The 15558-nt window shown below is 66.4% G+C and carries 17 protein-coding genes and 1 pseudogene; 11 read left to right on the forward strand and 7 right to left on the reverse strand.

The genetic code is table 11. The features are described from left to right. The 3 genes from QGN32_RS10090 (at window position 1) to QGN32_RS10100 (ending at window position 2581) form a co-directional block, all read left to right on the forward strand. Complete coding sequence (locus QGN32_RS10090; RefSeq protein ID WP_326548431.1) at window positions 1-570, forward strand: GNAT family N-acetyltransferase; 570 nt, start codon at window positions 1-3, stop codon at window positions 568-570. Between the two features lie 185 nt (window positions 571-755). Further along, window positions 756-1904, forward strand: a complete 1149-nt coding sequence (locus QGN32_RS10095; protein WP_326548432.1) for a uroporphyrinogen-III synthase — start codon at window positions 756-758, stop codon at window positions 1902-1904. Continuing rightward, window positions 1901-2581 carry a sirohydrochlorin chelatase gene (locus QGN32_RS10100; protein ID WP_326548433.1) on the forward strand — a complete coding sequence of 227 codons (681 nt, stop codon included), beginning with the start codon at window positions 1901-1903 and terminating at the stop codon, window positions 2579-2581. The genes QGN32_RS10095 and QGN32_RS10100 overlap by 4 nt, the downstream gene beginning before the upstream one ends. A gap of 86 nt (window positions 2582-2667) precedes the next feature. On the opposite strand, the gene nirD is transcribed toward QGN32_RS10100, so the two are convergent. Further along, window positions 2668-3015 (reverse strand): nitrite reductase small subunit NirD, encoded by a 348-nt coding sequence (gene nirD, locus QGN32_RS10105; RefSeq protein WP_326548434.1) that lies wholly within the window; start codon window positions 3013-3015, stop codon window positions 2668-2670. After that, window positions 3012-5561 (reverse strand): nitrite reductase large subunit NirB, encoded by a 2550-nt coding sequence (gene nirB, locus QGN32_RS10110; protein ID WP_326548435.1) that lies wholly within the window; start codon window positions 5559-5561, stop codon window positions 3012-3014. The genes nirD and nirB overlap by 4 nt, the downstream gene beginning before the upstream one ends. Window positions 5562-5764: 203 nt before the next feature. Between nirB and QGN32_RS10115 the strand changes: the two genes are divergently transcribed. Further along, window positions 5765-6205 carry an Hsp20/alpha crystallin family protein gene (locus QGN32_RS10115; RefSeq protein WP_326548436.1) on the forward strand — a complete coding sequence of 147 codons (441 nt, stop codon included), beginning with the start codon at window positions 5765-5767 and terminating at the stop codon, window positions 6203-6205. Window positions 6206-6259: 54 nt separating this feature from the next. On the opposite strand, the gene QGN32_RS10120 is transcribed toward QGN32_RS10115, so the two are convergent. After that, window positions 6260-6553: a hypothetical protein gene (locus tag QGN32_RS10120; protein ID WP_326548437.1), complete on the reverse strand. Its 294-nt coding sequence runs from the start codon at window positions 6551-6553 to the stop codon at window positions 6260-6262. Window positions 6554-6562: 9 nt separating this feature from the next. Further along, on the reverse strand, window positions 6563-7321 hold the full coding sequence (locus QGN32_RS10125; protein WP_326548438.1) for an isocitrate lyase/PEP mutase family protein: 759 nt from the start codon (window positions 7319-7321) through the stop codon (window positions 6563-6565). A 109-nt stretch (window positions 7322-7430) separates the two neighbouring features. On the opposite strand from QGN32_RS10125, the gene QGN32_RS10130 reads away from it, so the two are divergent. From QGN32_RS10130 to QGN32_RS10150, 5 genes are read left to right on the forward strand one after another with little or no spacing between them, the layout of a single operon-like run. Then, window positions 7431-7724 (forward strand): Rv0250c family protein, encoded by a 294-nt coding sequence (locus QGN32_RS10130; RefSeq protein ID WP_326548439.1) that lies wholly within the window; start codon window positions 7431-7433, stop codon window positions 7722-7724. 49 nt (window positions 7725-7773) lie between these two features. After that, window positions 7774-8595: a succinate dehydrogenase subunit SdhC gene (gene sdhC, locus QGN32_RS10135; protein ID WP_326548440.1), complete on the forward strand. Its 822-nt coding sequence runs from the start codon at window positions 7774-7776 to the stop codon at window positions 8593-8595. 41 nt (window positions 8596-8636) lie between these two features. Next, the gene (locus QGN32_RS10140; RefSeq protein WP_326548441.1) at window positions 8637-10553 is read left to right on the forward strand and encodes a fumarate reductase/succinate dehydrogenase flavoprotein subunit; all 1917 of its coding nucleotides are present in this window, start codon (window positions 8637-8639) and stop codon (window positions 10551-10553) included. Beyond that, complete coding sequence (locus QGN32_RS10145; protein WP_326548442.1) at window positions 10550-11299, forward strand: succinate dehydrogenase/fumarate reductase iron-sulfur subunit; 750 nt, start codon at window positions 10550-10552, stop codon at window positions 11297-11299. Before QGN32_RS10140 ends, QGN32_RS10145 begins: the two co-directional genes overlap by 4 nt. 59 nt (window positions 11300-11358) lie before the next feature. Further along, window positions 11359-11520: a hypothetical protein gene (locus QGN32_RS10150; RefSeq protein WP_326548443.1), complete on the forward strand. Its 162-nt coding sequence runs from the start codon at window positions 11359-11361 to the stop codon at window positions 11518-11520. Between the two features lie 54 nt (window positions 11521-11574). Here the strand turns inward: QGN32_RS10150 and QGN32_RS10155 are convergent, their stop codons facing one another. Then, the gene (locus QGN32_RS10155; protein WP_326549012.1) at window positions 11575-12012 is read right to left on the reverse strand and encodes a flavin reductase family protein; all 438 of its coding nucleotides are present in this window, start codon (window positions 12010-12012) and stop codon (window positions 11575-11577) included. A gap of 121 nt (window positions 12013-12133) precedes the next feature. Here QGN32_RS10155 and QGN32_RS10160 point away from each other — a divergent pair, with 121 nt between their 5' ends. Next, entirely contained in the window at window positions 12134-13453 is a 1320-nt protein-coding gene (locus QGN32_RS10160; RefSeq protein WP_326545296.1) for an IS256 family transposase, read from the forward strand. A gap of 32 nt (window positions 13454-13485) precedes the next feature. Here QGN32_RS10160 and QGN32_RS10165 read toward each other — a convergent pair. Continuing rightward, window positions 13486-13560, reverse strand: a pseudogene (locus QGN32_RS10165) (oxidoreductase); the annotation flags it as partial. A gap of 181 nt (window positions 13561-13741) precedes the next feature. On the opposite strand from QGN32_RS10165, the gene QGN32_RS10170 reads away from it, so the two are divergent. After that, the gene (locus tag QGN32_RS10170; protein ID WP_326548444.1) at window positions 13742-14410 is read left to right on the forward strand and encodes a GAP family protein; all 669 of its coding nucleotides are present in this window, start codon (window positions 13742-13744) and stop codon (window positions 14408-14410) included. 5 nt (window positions 14411-14415) lie between these two features. Here the strand turns inward: QGN32_RS10170 and pe are convergent, their stop codons facing one another. Then, window positions 14416-15558, reverse strand: coding sequence for an acyltransferase PE (gene pe / locus QGN32_RS10175; RefSeq protein ID WP_326548445.1), 1143 nt, complete (start codon window positions 15556-15558; stop codon window positions 14416-14418).

Below are 15558 nucleotides of genomic sequence, written 5' to 3' on the forward strand. Positions count from 1 at the left end.
GTGCATGTTCAGGATCCCCTCGATGCCGGCGTGCGCATTTACACCGCGCGCCTGATCCACACGTCCGATCTCGACCCCCTGACGCGTGAGGATGCCAAGCGCATGGTGATCGAGGCGTTCGGTGGGGAGTTCACCGAAGTCGACTGGGAGCAATCCCTCGGCGGCATGCACGCGATGATTTTCGACCACGGCGCGCTGATCGCCCACGGGGCAGTGGTGCAGCGGCGGCTGCTGTATCGCGATACCGCGCTGCGCTGCGGCTACGTCGAGGCCGTCGCGGTGCGCGAGGACTGGCGCGGCCAGGGTCTGGCCCGTGCCGTGATGGACGCCGTCGAACAGGTGCTGCGCGGGGCGTATCAACTCGGGGCGGTCAGCGTGTCGGAGCAAGGCAGGCCTATCTACCTGGCCCGCGGTTGGCTGCCCTGGCAGGGCCCGACGTCAGTGCTGGCGCCCGCGGGGTTGACCCGCACTCCGGACGACGACAATGCGTTGTTCGTACTGCCGGTGAGTGTCGAGCTCGACACCGGCGCCGAGATCACGTGCGACTGGCGCGAGGGCGACGTCTGGTGAGACTCACACCGGCATCGCGTGCTGGGTGAGGGGAATTTCACGGCGGGGTCACCGCCTGGCATGTTGACGCAATAACGCCTGCTTAGCGTGGCATTCATGAGCGGCTGCGGCTTGCGGGCGGTACCGACACGCCCTGGAAATGGCCATTTAATCGCTTGGAAACATCCGGTGCATACACAGGTCCCATGACTGAGCCCGACTGGGCGCCGCTCACCGGATTCCGGGTGGCCGTGACCTCCGCCCGGCGTGCCGACGAGTTGAGCGCGTTACTGCGCCGCCGCGGGGCGACGGTGACCAGCGCGCCGGCGATCCAGATGGTGCCGCTGCCCGACGACGATGCGTTGCGTATGTACACCGAGGCCCTGATCGACGTGCCGCCCGATATCGTGATCGCCACCACCGGGATCGGATTCCGGGGCTGGATCGCCGCCGCCGACGGGTGGGGGCTCGCCAACGACCTGATCGTCGCGCTCGCCAAGGCGCGCAACGTCTCACGCGGACCCAAAGCGACAGGCGCGCTGCGCGCGGCCGGTCTACCCGAGGAGTGGTCCCCGGATTCGGAGTCCTCGCGCGAGTTGCTGCACTACCTCGTCGAGAGCGGTATCGCCGGGCGACGCATCGCGGTGCAGTTGCACGGCGCCACCGAGGACTGGGACCCGTTTCCCGAGTTTCTCGACGAATTGTGTGCCGCCGGTGCCGAGGTCGTGCCGATCCGCGTGTACCGGTGGCATCCGGCGCCGCACAACGGTGACTTCGACCAACTCGTGGCCGGCATCGCCGACGAGAGATTCGACGCGGTCAGCTTCACCTCGGCACCCGCCGTCGCGTCGGTACTGCTGCGGGCCAGGGAGATGGGGTTGGAGAACCGCGTCCTCGCGGCGTTCCGAGGCGACGTGCATGCGATGTGCGTTGGGCCGGTGACCGCCCGGCCACTGGTGCGACTGGGTGTCCCGACGTCGGCCCCGGAGCGGATGCGCTTAGGCGCGTTGGCCCGCCACATCACCGACGAACTGCCGCTACTGTGCTCGCGGACAGTTCGGGTCGCTGGGCATCTGCTCGAGATCCGCGGCACCTGCGTGTTGGTCGACGGCGTCGTCAAACCCGTGTCGCCGGCCGGTATGGCGACGATCCGCGCGCTCGCCCACCGACCGGGTGCGGTGGTGTCACGCACTGACCTGCTACGGGCCCTACCCGGCACCGGCACCGACACCCACGCCGTCGAGACCGCCGTGCTGCGGCTCCGAACGGCGTTGGGCGACAAGAACATCGTGTCGACGGTCGTCAAGCGGGGGTACCGCCTGGCCGTGGACGACAGTCTGGCGTACGCACAATGAGCCTCTTGCTGGTGGCGCACGGCACCCGCAAGCAGGCCGGGGTGGCGCTGATCGGCAGCCTCGCCGATCGGGTCTCGATGACGCTCGGTGCGCGCGTCCACGTCGCGTTCGTCGACGTGCTCGGTCCAACGCCGAGCGACGTGCTGCAGACCCTGCCTAACCGGACGACCGTGGTGCCCGCCTTCTTAAGCCGTGGTTATCACGTCAACGCCGACATTCCCGCGCACGTCGCGGCCAGTGGACATCCCGACGTGACGGTCACCGAGGCGCTGGGCCCCAGTCCCCAACTGGCTCGCGTGCTCTCCGACCGGCTGATCGAATGCGGTTGGCGGCCAGGTGATTCCGTGTTGCTTGCGGCGGCCGGGACCTCTGACCGCGGCGCCTTGTCGGACCTACGACGCACCTCGGCCCTGCTATCAGCGGTCATCGGCGACCGGGTCGAGCTCGCGTTGGCCGCCACCGGCGAACCGCGCGTGGCCGACGCGGTGGCGCGGCTGCGCCGACGTGGCGCGCGGCGGGTCGTGGTGGCCTCGTACCTGTTGGCAGAGGGCCTGTTTCAGGACCGGCTGCGCAACAGCGGAGCCGACGCGGTAGCCGACCCGCTGGGCACGCACCCGGCGATGGTGCGACTGATCGCCAACCGGTTCCGCCGCGCCCGCCTGCCCTTGGTCGCGTAGGCGTTTCTGCCGCGAAACGGTATTCCAGCAGGCCTCCACTCGATCTTTCGCTGCTGGAATACCATTTCGCGGAAAAGGTGGAGAAGTCAGCCGCCCACCTCGACGTGGCCGTCGGCGGTGATCCGTGTCTGGTAAACCGGCAGCGAGACCTCCGGATCATCGAGACAAACACCGTCGTCGAGCGCGAACGCCTGCTTCTTTATCGGTGATTGCACGGTCGGGCGCCCACCGCGGTCGCCCACGATACCCCGCGACATCACCGCAGCCCCGGAGAACGGGTCGATGTTGCTTATCGCGCTCAGCGACCCGTCGTCGAGGCGAAACAACGCGGCCTGACTGCCATCGGCCAGCAGCACACCGACGCCGCGGTTCGGAATCAAAAAGTCGTAGCGGCACGCGGCGGTCCACACCTGAATCTCGTTCAGCAGCGTCATCTTTGCGGCACCTTCGGCATTCCGATCGGGACCTTGCGTCCCGATCTCTCGGTGAAATCGACTGTGGGGTCGGTGACGTCGGGAGCGTTGACGAAGGACACGAAGCGCGACAGTTTGTCCGGATCCTCGAGCACACCCTTCCATTCGCAGGCATAGCCCGTCACGTGGCGGGCGACCGCTTCCTCGAATTCGGCGGCCAGGCCGAGCGAGTCGTTGCACACGACATCGCGGAGATGGTCAAGACCACCGTCGAGGCTCTCCAGCCACGGCGCCGTGCGCTGCAACCGGTCGGCGGTGCGGATGTAGAACATCAGGAATCGGTCGATGTAGCGGATCAGCGTCTCGTCGTCCAGGTCGCCGGCCAATAGTTGTGCGTGCCGCGGCGACATCCCGCCGTTGCCGCACACATAGAGGTTCCAACCCTGTTCGGTGGCGATCACGCCGACGTCCTTGCTCTGCGCCTCGGCGCATTCGCGCGCACACCCCGATACGGCCATCTTGATCTTGTGCGGCGCCCGCAGGCCGCGGTAGCGCTTCTCGATTACGACGGCCATGTCGACGGAGTCCTGCTGGCCGTAGCGGCACCACGTGCTGCCGACACAGCTCTTGACGGTGCGCAACGCCTTGCCGTAGGCGTGGCCGGACTCCATTCCGCCCTCGACGAGTCGACGCCAGATCTTCGGCAGCTGATCGACTCGCGCCCCGAACATGTCGATGCGCTGACCACCGGTGATCTTGGTGTACAGACCGAAGTCCCTGGCGATCTCACCGATCAGGATCAGCTGCTCCGGGGTGATCTCACCGCCCGGTGACCGCGGCACCACCGAGTAGCTGCCGTTGCGCTGAATGTTGGCAAGAAAGTGGTCGTTGGAGTCCTGCAGCGACGCCTGCTCCCCGTCGAGGATGTGCTCGGAGCTCGTCGATGCCAGAATCGACGCCACCGCGGGTTTGCAGATATCACAACCCTTTCCGGTGCCGAACCGTTCGATCAGGCCGGAGAAGGTGCGGATCTCGGTGGCACCGATGATCTCGAACAGCTCGGCGCGCGACTGGGCGAAGTGCTCGCACAGCGCCTTGGACTGTTCGACGCCTTCGGCTTCCAACAGCTGCTTGAGCAGCGGCACACACGAGCCGCATGAGGTGCCGGCCAGCGTGCACTTCTTCAGACCGGCCACATCGGTGCATCCCGCGCCGATGGCTTGCTTCAGGTCGCCCTTCGTCACGTTGTTGCACGAGCAGATCTGCGCGATATCCGGTAGCGCACCGACGCCCAGGCCCGGCGCACCGCCGTCGGAAACCGGTGCGATCAACGACAGCGGGTCGCCAGGCAGTTCGCTGGCCACCATCGGACGCAGCACACCGTAGGCCGACGCGTCCCCGACCAGGACTCCGCCCAACAGGGTCTTGGCGTCATCCGAAAGCACCAGCTTGGCGTATGTCTGCTTGACGGGATCATTGACCACGACGTTCAGGCAGTTGGGTGTGTGGCCCTGGGCATCGCCGAAGCTGGCCACGTCGACGCCGAGCAGTTTGAGCTTGGTCGACATATCGGCGTCACCGAACTCCGCGGCGCCGCCCAGCAGCCGGTCCGCCACCACCTCCGCGCTGGTGTAGCCGGGACCGACCAGCCCGTAGCAGCGGCCCTCGATAGCGGCCACCTCCCCGATCGCGAAGATGTCGGGATCGCTTGTGGCACAGGACAGATCGGTTAGCACGCCACCGCGTTGAGCGATCTCCAGGGAAGCTTCGCGGGCCAGTTCGTCGCGCGGGCGCACACCGGCCGCGAACACGACCACGCCGGTGTCGATGTGGCTGCCGTCGTTGAGCGACAACCGCACCGAGTCATCCTGTTCGAATTTGCGCAGCGGCTTGTTGCGTTGCACCGGCACGATGCTCTCGGTGCCGACGCCGGTGTGTACCTCGATACCGAGGCCCTTGATCATCCGGCTCAGCAGCGCACCGCCCGCCTCGTCGAGCTGCGCCGCCATCAGGTGCGGCGCCATCTCGACGACGTGGGTTCTCAACCCGAACGCGCGCAACGCATTCGCCGCTTCCAGCCCGAGCAGACCGCCGCCGATCACCACCCCGACCGGCGTCTTGGAGGCGAGCGCGGTATCCGCACCGGCCCGGATGGCGTCCAGGTCGTCGAGGGTGCGGTAGACGTGGCAGACTGGCAGGTCGCGGCCCGGCACCGGCGGCACGAACGCATACGATCCGGTCGCCAACACCACCGCGTCGTATGGCACGCGCGCACCGTCGGCTGCCAGCACCTCCTTCGCGGTCCGGTCGATCCCCGTCACCCGGGTGCCCAACCGCAGATCCACCAGATCGTCGCCGGAGTAGTCGTTACCCGGAAGCGCCAGCAGGCTGCGGTCCCAGTGGTCGGTGTAGCCGGTGAGCCCGACGCGGTCGTAGGCGGCGTCGGCCTCCTCGGCAAGGATCGTCACGCGCCAGTCGCCGTCGACGTCACGGGACCGAAGCGCCTCCACGAACCGGTGACCGACCATGCCGTGGCCGACCACCACCACGCTTCTCGTTGACCGCATACGGCCGACGCTAAGCAGCCGATATTGCCGCAATGTCGCCTCGTGTGAAGCGCCGATCACGGTGTGCTCACACACGTTCGCGCCGGTTGTGAGACGGCTTCGCTCACGGCGAACGGTGCTGGGGAACATGAGTGATGGTGACTCAAGTTTTATCGACTGAGCGACCGGCATGGTGCCGGTCAGCAGCGAGGAAGGCGACAACTGTGAGCACTTTGGCATTGCGGACCCGTCCCGCATGGGACCTCGACCGGTGGGTACGCGACTTCTTCGGCCCGGTGACCGCCGAGCACTGGTCCACGGGGGCCTTCACCCCCGCCGTGGAGATCGTCAGGGACGGCGACGACGCGCTCGTCCGCGTCGAGCTACCCGGCCTTGACGTCGAGAAGGACGTGAACGTCGAGGTCGACCGCGGCTACCTGGTGGTCCACGGCGAGCGTCGCGACGAGCGCGCCAGTGACCCGGCCAAAGACGTCCGCTATATCCGCGAGGTGCGCTACGGCTCGTTCCGCCGATCGTTCAAGCTGCCCGACCACGTCACCGGTCAGGACATCAAGGCCGAGTACGACGCCGGTGTGTTGACGCTGCGCGTGGCCGGTGCCCACAAGGGCGCCCAGGCGCAGCGCATCGCGATCGAAACCAAGTAGCAGCCCGGCCCCGAAAGCCGGTGGAACCCTTGAGGTTCCACCGGCTTCGGCGTCTCAGCCGCCCGGCGTCTCCGTGGTGGTCGCTGGGGTCGGCGACGGTTCCGGGCCCCTGACTTCGGTGGTCTCGACGCTCGGCGTGGTGTAGTGCGGTGTCGTCGTCGGCGATGTCGTATACGTCAACGGAACCGACGTGGGCGCAGGCGGCGGAACGGATGCGGGCACCTTGGCGCTGTCCGCGGTCCGGATCACCGCATAGATCAGGATCGCCACCAACACCGCCGCGGCGACACCGGCGGCCGTGATCAGCGACTGGTCGTCCTGCCAGTTCCGATCGTCGTCGTCAGACACGGCCCCGCCCTAAACCCAGCGCTGCAACAGCTCCTTGGCCCGCTCCGACAGCGCGCGCTGCAGGAACGGTCCGAAGCTGACACGCGCCACCCCCAATGGTCCGAACGACGCGGGGTCGTCCTGATCGGGCAGACCGATCGCGTTCACCGGGAGCGGCAACTCAGAGGTGAGGCGGCGCAGCGTATCCGGCTCGTGCCGGCCAACCGGGTAGAGGACGTCGGCTCCCGCTGCGGCGGCCTCGGTCAGCCGTGCGATCGCGCGGTCGACACGATCGGACTCGTCGCCGTCCTGGCGCAGGAACAGATCCGTGCGGGCGTTGATCACCACGTGCACGCCGGTGCGGTCCGCCGCTTCCCGCAGCCCGGCGACCAACTCTGCGTGCTCGGCGGCCGAGCGCAGCCTCTTGTTCTCGCTGTGCACGGTGTCTTCGATGTTGAACCCGACGCCGCCCGCCTCCAGCAGCCCGTCGATCAGCCGCGTCGGGGACTGGGCATAGCCGGACTCGAGGTCCACCGATACCGGCACGTCGACCGCGGCGGTGATCTGCTTGACGCGGGCCACCACGTCGTCGAACGCCATGCCCTCCCCGTCGGGTTTGCCAACCGAATCGGCCACCGGGTGACTGCCGACGGTCAGCGCAGCAAATCCTTCGTCGACCGCGAGCCGCGCCGACCAGGCGTCCCAGACGGTCGGCAGAATCACCGGGTTTCCCGGCCTGTGCAACGCCAGCAGCGCGTCGGCTCGCTCCTTGAGCGTTTCCTCGGGCATCGGCCCCTCCTTCGGTTTGACGTGATCGGTTTCACGGTGGACTGGATGATGCGGCGGGCGACGGGTGTCGTACTGTGATGCCTGACACCCTTCAGCCCAAGGAGGTCATTTGTCCAGCACAAGCGAACTTGCCGAGCTTCACGAGCTAATCGGAAGCCTGCGGCGGTGCGTGACATCGTTGGCGTCGAAGTACGGGGACACCCCGGGCACGCGTCGCATCGTCAACGATGCCGAGCGCCTCCTCAACGACATCGATCGTCTCGACATTGACGCCGAAGAGCTGGAGCTGACCCGCGGCGTGGTTCACCAGCCCGCCGGCGACCGCATCCCGATCCCGGACACCCAGTACGACACCGATTTCTGGCGCGGTGTCGACGACGAGGGGCTCGGCGGCGTCCGCTGACCGCGGACGTCGGAGAGCACCCGGGACAACTCGACACCGAAAGGCAACAGTGAGCGCACCCACCGCCGACCGCAAGGCGACCGGCGTCTTTTCGCCGAGCCGTGCCCAGATCCCGCAGCGCACCCTGCGCACCGACCGGTGGTGGCTGCCATCCACCTGGACCAACATCGGATTGGCCGCGTTCATCATCTACGCGACCATCCGCGCGTTCTGGGGTAGCGCCTACTGGGTCGACGACTACCACTACCTGACGCCGTTCTACTCCCCCTGCGTGAGTGCGTCCTGTGTACCGGGCGCAAGCCATCTCGGCGTCTGGTTCGGACACTTCCCGCCGTGGATTCCGCTGGGCATGCTGGTCTTGCCGTTCCTGCTCGCCTTCCGGATCACCTGCTACTACTACCGCAAGGCCTACTACCGCTCGGTGTGGCAGTCGCCGCCGGCATGCGCTGTCGCCGAACCGCACACCAAATACACCGGCGAGACGCGCCTGCCGCTGATCTTTCAGAACAGCCACCGGTACTTCTTCTACGTCGCATTTTTGATATCTCTGCTCAACACCTACGACGCGATCGCCGCGTTCCATTCGCCCTCGGGTTTCGGATTTGGTTTGGGCAACGTCATTCTGGTGGTCAACGTGTCGCTGCTGTGGTGCTACACCCTGGGCTGCCACTCCTGTCGACATGTCACCGGTGGTCGGCTCAAGCACTTCTCGAAGCATCCGGTCCGGTACTGGGCCTGGACCAAGGTCAGCTGGTTGAACACGCGGCACATGCAGTTCGCGTGGACCACGCTCGCCACGCTGGCGTTCACGGACTTCTACATCATGCTAGTCGCCAGCGGAACGATTTCAGATCTGAGATTCGTTGGCTAGCACCAGTATTCGTCGACTAGCACACATTCAAGTGAGGACTGATGGCTGAATTAGAACGGCACTCCTACGACGTCGTCGTGATCGGTGCCGGCGGTGCGGGTTTGCGGGCGGTCATCGAGGCGGCCGAACGCGGCCTGAAGGTCGCGGTGATCACGAAGTCGTTGTTCGGCAAGGCACATACCGTGATGGCCGAGGGCGGCTGCGCGGCGGCGATGGGCAACGCGAACCCGAAGGACAACTGGCAGGTCCACTTCAAGGACACCATGCGTGGCGGAAAGTTCCTCAACAACTGGCGGATGGCCGAGTTGCACGCCAAGGAGGCCCCGGATCGTGTCTGGGAGCTGGAGAGCTACGGCGCGCTGTTCGACCGCACCAAGGACGGACGGATCAGCCAGCGCAACTTCGGCGGCCACACCTATCCGCGGCTTGCGCACGTCGGTGACCGCACCGGACTCGAGATCATCCGCACGCTGCAGCAGAAGATCGTTTCCCTGCAGCAGGAGGACAAGGCGGAGTTCGGCGACTACGAGGCCCGGATCCGGGTGTTCCACGAGACCACGATCACCGATCTGATCAAGGATGGTGACCGGATCGCCGGCGCATTCGGCTACTACCGCGAGGGCGGCAACTTCGTCCTGTTCGAGGCCCCGGCGGTGGTGCTGGCCACCGGCGGGATCGGCAAGTCCTACAAGGTGACGTCGAACTCCTGGGAGTACACCGGCGACGGCCACGCCTTGGCACTGCGGGCCGGCGCGACGCTGATCAACATGGAGTTCGTCCAGTTCCACCCGACGGGGATGGTCTGGCCGCCCAGTGTCAAGGGCATCCTGGTCACCGAGGGTGTGCGTGGCGACGGCGGTGTGCTGAAGAACTCCGACGGCAAGCGCTTCATGTTCGACTACATCCCGGCGGTGTTCAAAGGCCAGTACGCAGAGAGCATCGAGGAGGCCGACCAGTGGCTCAAGGACAACGACTCCGCACGTCGCACCCCTGACCTGCTGCCGCGCGACGAGGTGGCCCGCGCGATCAACTCGGAGGTCAAGGCCGATCGCGGCACTCCGCACGGCGGCGTCTATCTCGACATCGCCTCGCGGCTGCCCGCCGAGGAGATCAAGCGGCGGCTGCCGTCGATGTACCACCAGTTCATGGAGCTCGCCGAGGTCGACATCACCAAGGAGGCCATGGAGGTCGGGCCGACGTGCCACTACGTGATGGGCGGCATCGAAGTGGACCCAGACACGGGTGCGGCCAAGACGCCCGGCCTGTTCGCCGCCGGCGAGTGTTCCGGCGGCATGCACGGCTCGAACCGGTTGGGCGGCAATTCGCTTTCCGATCTGCTGGTGTTCGGCAGGCGCGCCGGGATGGGCGCCGCCGACTACGTCCGCGCACTCGGCGAGCGTCCCAAGGTGTCCGACACCGCCCTCGAAGAATCGACGAAGTTGGCGTTGCATCCGTTCGAGGGCCCGACCAACGGGGATGCCGCCGAGAACCCCTACACCCTGCAGCTCGATCTGCAGGACACGATGAACAGCCTGGTCGGCATCATCCGCAACGCCGACGAGGTGAGCGAGGCGATCGAGAAGCTCAAGGAACTGCGCGAGCGGTACAAGCGGGTGCGGGTGGAAGGTGGCCGACACTTCAATCCCGGCTGGCATCTGGCCATCGACCTGCGCAATATGCTCCTGGTCAGCGAGTGCATCGCCATGGCGGCGCTGCAGCGTACCGAGAGCCGTGGCGGGCACACGCGCGACGACTATCCGTCGATGGAGTCGTCGTGGCGTAAGACGCTGCTGGTGTGCCGGGCAGAAGGCGAGACCGTGGTGCCCGACATCAGTATCACCCCCGAGGATCAGGTCCCGATGCGCGACGACCTGTTGGAGTTGGTCGACATCGAAGAGTTGGAGAAGTACTTCACTTCAGAAGAACTCGCCAACCACTCGTCTAGGAGAGGCGCATGAGCTACCAGGCAAAGATGCGGGTGTGGCGCGGCGACGACACCCACGGCGCGCTGCAGGACTTCTCGGTAGAGGTCAACGAGGGCGAGGTGGTGCTCGACATCATCCACCGGCTGCAGCAGACGCAGGCGGGCGATCTCGCGGTGCGGTGGAACTGCAAGGCGGGCAAATGCGGATCCTGCTCGGCGGAGATCAACGGCAGGCCCCGGCTACTGTGCATGACACGGATGTCGACGTTCGACCAGTCCGAGGTCATCACCGTGACGCCGCTGCGCACCTTCCCCGTGATCCGCGACCTGGTCACGGACGTGTCCTTTAACTACCAGAAAGCCAGGGAGATCCCGTCATTCGCACCGCCGAAGGATCTGCAGCCCGGCGAGTACCGGATGCAGCAAGAGGATGTCGGCCGGTCACAGGAGTTTCGCAAGTGCATCGAGTGCTTCCTGTGCCAGAACGTCTGCCACGTGATTCGTGATCACGAGGAAAGCAAGGAGGCGTTCGCCGGCCCGCGGTTCTTCATTCGCATCGCCGAACTCGAGATGCATCCGCTCGATACGGCGGATCGGCGCGATCTCGCCCAGGACGAGGCCGGTCTGGGCATGTGCAATATCACGAAGTGCTGCACCGAAGTCTGCCCGGAACACATCAAGATCACCGACAACGCGATCATTCCGATGAAGGAACGGGTCGCCGGACACCGGTACGACCCGGTGGTGTGGCTGGGCAACAAGTTGTTCAGACGCCGGTGAGCGTTGGGCCGGGTGGGTAGTCTGCGGGTAGCGGCCAATCAACGACGAAAGGTTGCACCGTGGCACTTCGGCATCCGCATAGCATCAACGACATTCGCACCGCGATTCGCGAGCTCAGCACGCGCGCGGCTCTGGCCCGCAAGGAGGGCCGCGCCGCCGACGCCGACGAGCTGGAACGACGGGTCGCCGGCTACCGCGAAGAACTCAGCGCCCGAGCGTAAGTCTTGCGATTTCGGTGCGCTACAGATCGCCCATCGATAGGTAGCGCACCGAAATCACCCCCCGCCGAGTCGACGGAACGTGCTGCGGTGGAACACGATCGGCGCTATGTCGGCGTGCACTGTGATGTTGCAGACCCGCAGGATGACGATGGTGTGATCCCCGGCCGGTACCAGTTGCTCGATCGCACTCTCCAGCCACACCGCGGTGCCGTCGACAAAGACGGCCCCGGACTCCCGTGACACCGTTTGAAGGCCTGCGAACCGGTCCCCGGTTTTGGCGGCCAGTGTTCGCGCGGCTTCGTCATGCGCCTCGCCGAGCACGCTGATCCCCAGCGAGGGAAGATCCTTGAGTTTCGGCCAGGTCTCGGAGGTGTTCTGGACGCAGAACGACACCAGCGGCGGGTCGAGCGAGACCGGCACGAACGTGCTCGCGGCCAGGCCGACCAGAGTGCCCTCCACCTCCGCGGCAATCGCGATGGAGCAATGATCAATACCTGTGGATGAGCCTCGGCGAGGCGGCCTGAAAGTGGGCGCACCTTCCCGAGGATGATCTTCACGGAATCAGGTATTCGATCAAGACCGGCGTTGGCGCGCTGGTTGGGAAGGTACGCCCATGCTCACGGTAGTTCACGATGCCCAGCAGGCCAACGGCCAGCAGACCGCTGATCGGTCGTTGCTCGACGAGATCGTCCGCGACGGCGCCCGGCAGATGCTGGCCGCCGCGCTGCAGGCCGAGGTCGCCGCCTACGTGGCCCAGTTCGCTGACCAGCTCGACGAGAACGGCCACCGACTGGTGGTGCGCAACGGCTATCACCAGCCGCGTGAGGTGCTCACAGCTGCCGGTGCCGTTGAGGTGAAGGCGCCGCGGGTCAACGACCGCCGTGTCGACCCCGACACGGGCGACCGCCTGCGGTTCTCATCGGCGATCCTGCCGGCGTGGGCACGCAAGTCCCCGCAGGTCAGCGAGGTGCTGCCGCTGCTGTACCTGCACGGGCTGTCGACCAGTGATTTCGGCCCGGCCCTTGAGCAGTTCCTCGGCTCCGGTGCGGGGTTGTCGGCCACCACGATCACCCGCCTGACGGCGCAGTGGCAAGACGAAGCCGCCGCCTTCAGACGCCGGGATCTGTCCAGCACCGACTACGTCTACCTGTGGGTCGACGGTATCCACCTCAAGGTGCGCCTGGACCAGGAGAAGCTGTGCTTGCTGGTGATGCTCGGGGTGCGCGCTGACGGCCGTAAGGAACTCGTGGCAATCACCGACGGCTATCGTGAATCGACGGAGTCCTGGGCTGATCTGCTGCGCGACTGCAAACGCCGCGGGATGACCGCCCCGGTGCTGGCTGTCGGTGACGGCGCACTGGGGTTCTGGAAGGCGGTACGCGAGGTGTTCCCGGCCACACGGGAGCAGCGGTGCTGGTTTCACAAGCAGGCCAATGTCCTTGCCGCCCTGCCGAAATCAGCGCATCCCGCGGCGCTGGCGGCGATCAAGGACATCTACAACGCCGAGGACATCGACAAGGCCCAGATCGCGGTCAAGGCGTTCGAGGCCGACTTCGGTGCCAAGTACCCCAAAGCGGTCGCCAAGATCACCGACGACCTCGACACCCTGCTGGAGTTCTACAAGTATCCGGCCGAGCATTGGATCCACTTGAGGACGACGAATCCGATCGAAAGCACCTTTGCCACAGTACGTTTGAGAACGAAAGTCACCAAGGGGCCGGGATCACGCGCGGCAGGTCTTGCCATGGCCTACAAGCTGATCGACGCCGCCCAAGCCCGCTGGCGGTCCGTCAACGCCCCGCACCTGGTCGCCCTGGTCCGCGCTGGGGCGACCTTCCACAAAGGCAAACTCCTCGAGCGGCCCACTGCCATCACCCCACCGACACCGCCATCAGACGGCGACGCCCAGCAAGCCGGAACGGAGGTCGCCTGAAACACCCCGATCCACAGGTCTTGACAATTCCTCATCGCGATGACACCGGAGGGGAAGTGCCCGAACGCTTCGCGCAGTATGCCCGGGCTGAGGTCAGTTGCGCTCATATCTAGTCCATCTTCACATGCGACCGTGCGCGGTGGCCACGTCCCAGCCGCGCGCCGACAAATAAACGACGGTGGATGCGGCGGCTAACGGCGCCCGAATCTCCGTGAGCCCAACCGGTAACGTGACGCCCATGCTCGATCCGGCCGCGGATGATCGCTAGGCCGAGGACCGCTGAATCCTATGTGGATCACGCTCTTGGCGATGGCCGTCGCGGTCAGCCTCGAGCCGTTCCGGGTCGGAATGACGGTTCTGATGATCAACCGCCCGCAGCCGCGACGGCAGCTGCTCGCCTTCCTCGGTGGCGGTTTCGCGATGGGCACGGCCGTCGGCGTGATCGTGCTGTTCGTGCTGCGTCCCGCGGTCGGATCTGCTCAGTTCACCTTGCCCGTGGTGCAGATCGTGGTGGGCGCCGTCGTGCTGGTCAACGCGGCGCTGGTAGCCACGGGCGTCTGGGGCCGCAGCCGCGGCGCAGCGAGCCTGGCGCAGATCTGGGCGGGACCGCTCGCCGACCTCGCCCGGCAAGTGCTCAACGGCCGATCCTTGTGGACCGCGGGTGTCGCCGGCCTCGGCATCGCACTGCCGTCCGTCGACTACCTCGCCGCGCTGGCGCTCATCGTCGCCTCCCGGGCCACAACCGCGGTTCAGCTCGGTGCCCTGATGTTGTTCAATGTGGTCGCGTTCGCGCTCGTCGAGATTCCGTTGCTGTGCTACCTGGTGGCCCCGGACCGCACCCGCGCCACATTGTCGGCGCTGTACCACTGGCTGCGGTCGCGGGGCCGTCGCGGGCTCGGCGCCTTGCTGGCCGTGATCGGCTGCGTGCTGGTCGGGATCGGGTACGCCGGACTGTGAGCGCCTCAAGGCTTGGGGTGGTTGTTGAGCACGTACTGGAGCCCTGAGAGCAGCTGCGACAACGGGTCTGCACCGCCGCCGAAGGCGGCCTGGGTGGCCGGCGCGGTGACCTCCGCGGGGTCGTAGCCGTTCACCGGATCCACCGTGATCGGCGCTGTCAGCGGGTTGTCGTTACGCGAATAGCCCGCATCCACGTACGGCTTGAGCACCGCGTCGAGCTTGATCAGCGTTTCCTCGGGCACCCCGGCGTATTTGAACGGAAGCACCAGCGGAAGGTGCTCCTCGGGGATCATGAACGTCGTCGTCTTTGCGCCCCGGGAGTTGACCGTCGTCCGAACGTTGCGCGGTGGCACCATGCCCGGTTCGGTGAATGCGACTGCGGTGTGACCGGTTGCGAGGCCGACGATCGCGTTGGCGACCGAAATCCAGTTGTCCGGCCGGTCGGGCCAGTCGGCGATGCTGTCGTAGGCCGAGACGAACTGATAAGTGTCGTACTGGCTTTCCACTGGCGGCGGGATCCGGTAGTCCAGCGACGGTACGACGCTCCCGACGGGGAACATCTGGGTCAGGAAGCTCTCGCCGAAGGCGTGCCGGGCCACCGGGTCGCCATACATGGCGAAGCTCAACTCGTCCGGCGGCGGTGCGGCCGGGTCGTATGCCAGCCGCGCCTGCGCATCGTTGAGCACCATCGCGCCCTCGGACAAACCGATCACAGTGCCGCGACCGCCCGCACGGATCGCGCCGATGAGGTTCGGCACCCCGACGTCGACCGACTCCCCGACGCTGGGGCCGTCGATGCCCAAGCCCGGGAAATAACGGTCGTCGAGTTGGCCGATACCCGGGAACAGCCGCTCCAACGTGTGCCCCTGAACCTGCCCCGCGGGGTAATCGACGATCTGCCGGTCCAGTCCAGGGAACCAGTCCGCACCGGTGCGCATGATGTATTCGTCGTACGGAATACCCAGTACATGTGCGCCCCCCATGGCGTACGCACGACCCGGTGTGCCCAGCGACGGCGGACCCACGGTCGGGTTGGCGGGCGCCGGCGGCGGGACAGGCGGCTCGTCGGCTGTTGCGATCCCGAGACCGAAACAGCCTGCGGCCCCGAGAGTTGTCAGCGCACTGCCGAAGGCGACAAGCCGCCTCAT

It is taken from the genome of Mycolicibacterium sp. ND9-15 (assembly GCF_035918395.1).
In the GTDB taxonomy this organism is placed as follows: Bacteria; Actinomycetota; Actinomycetes; order Mycobacteriales; family Mycobacteriaceae; genus Mycobacterium.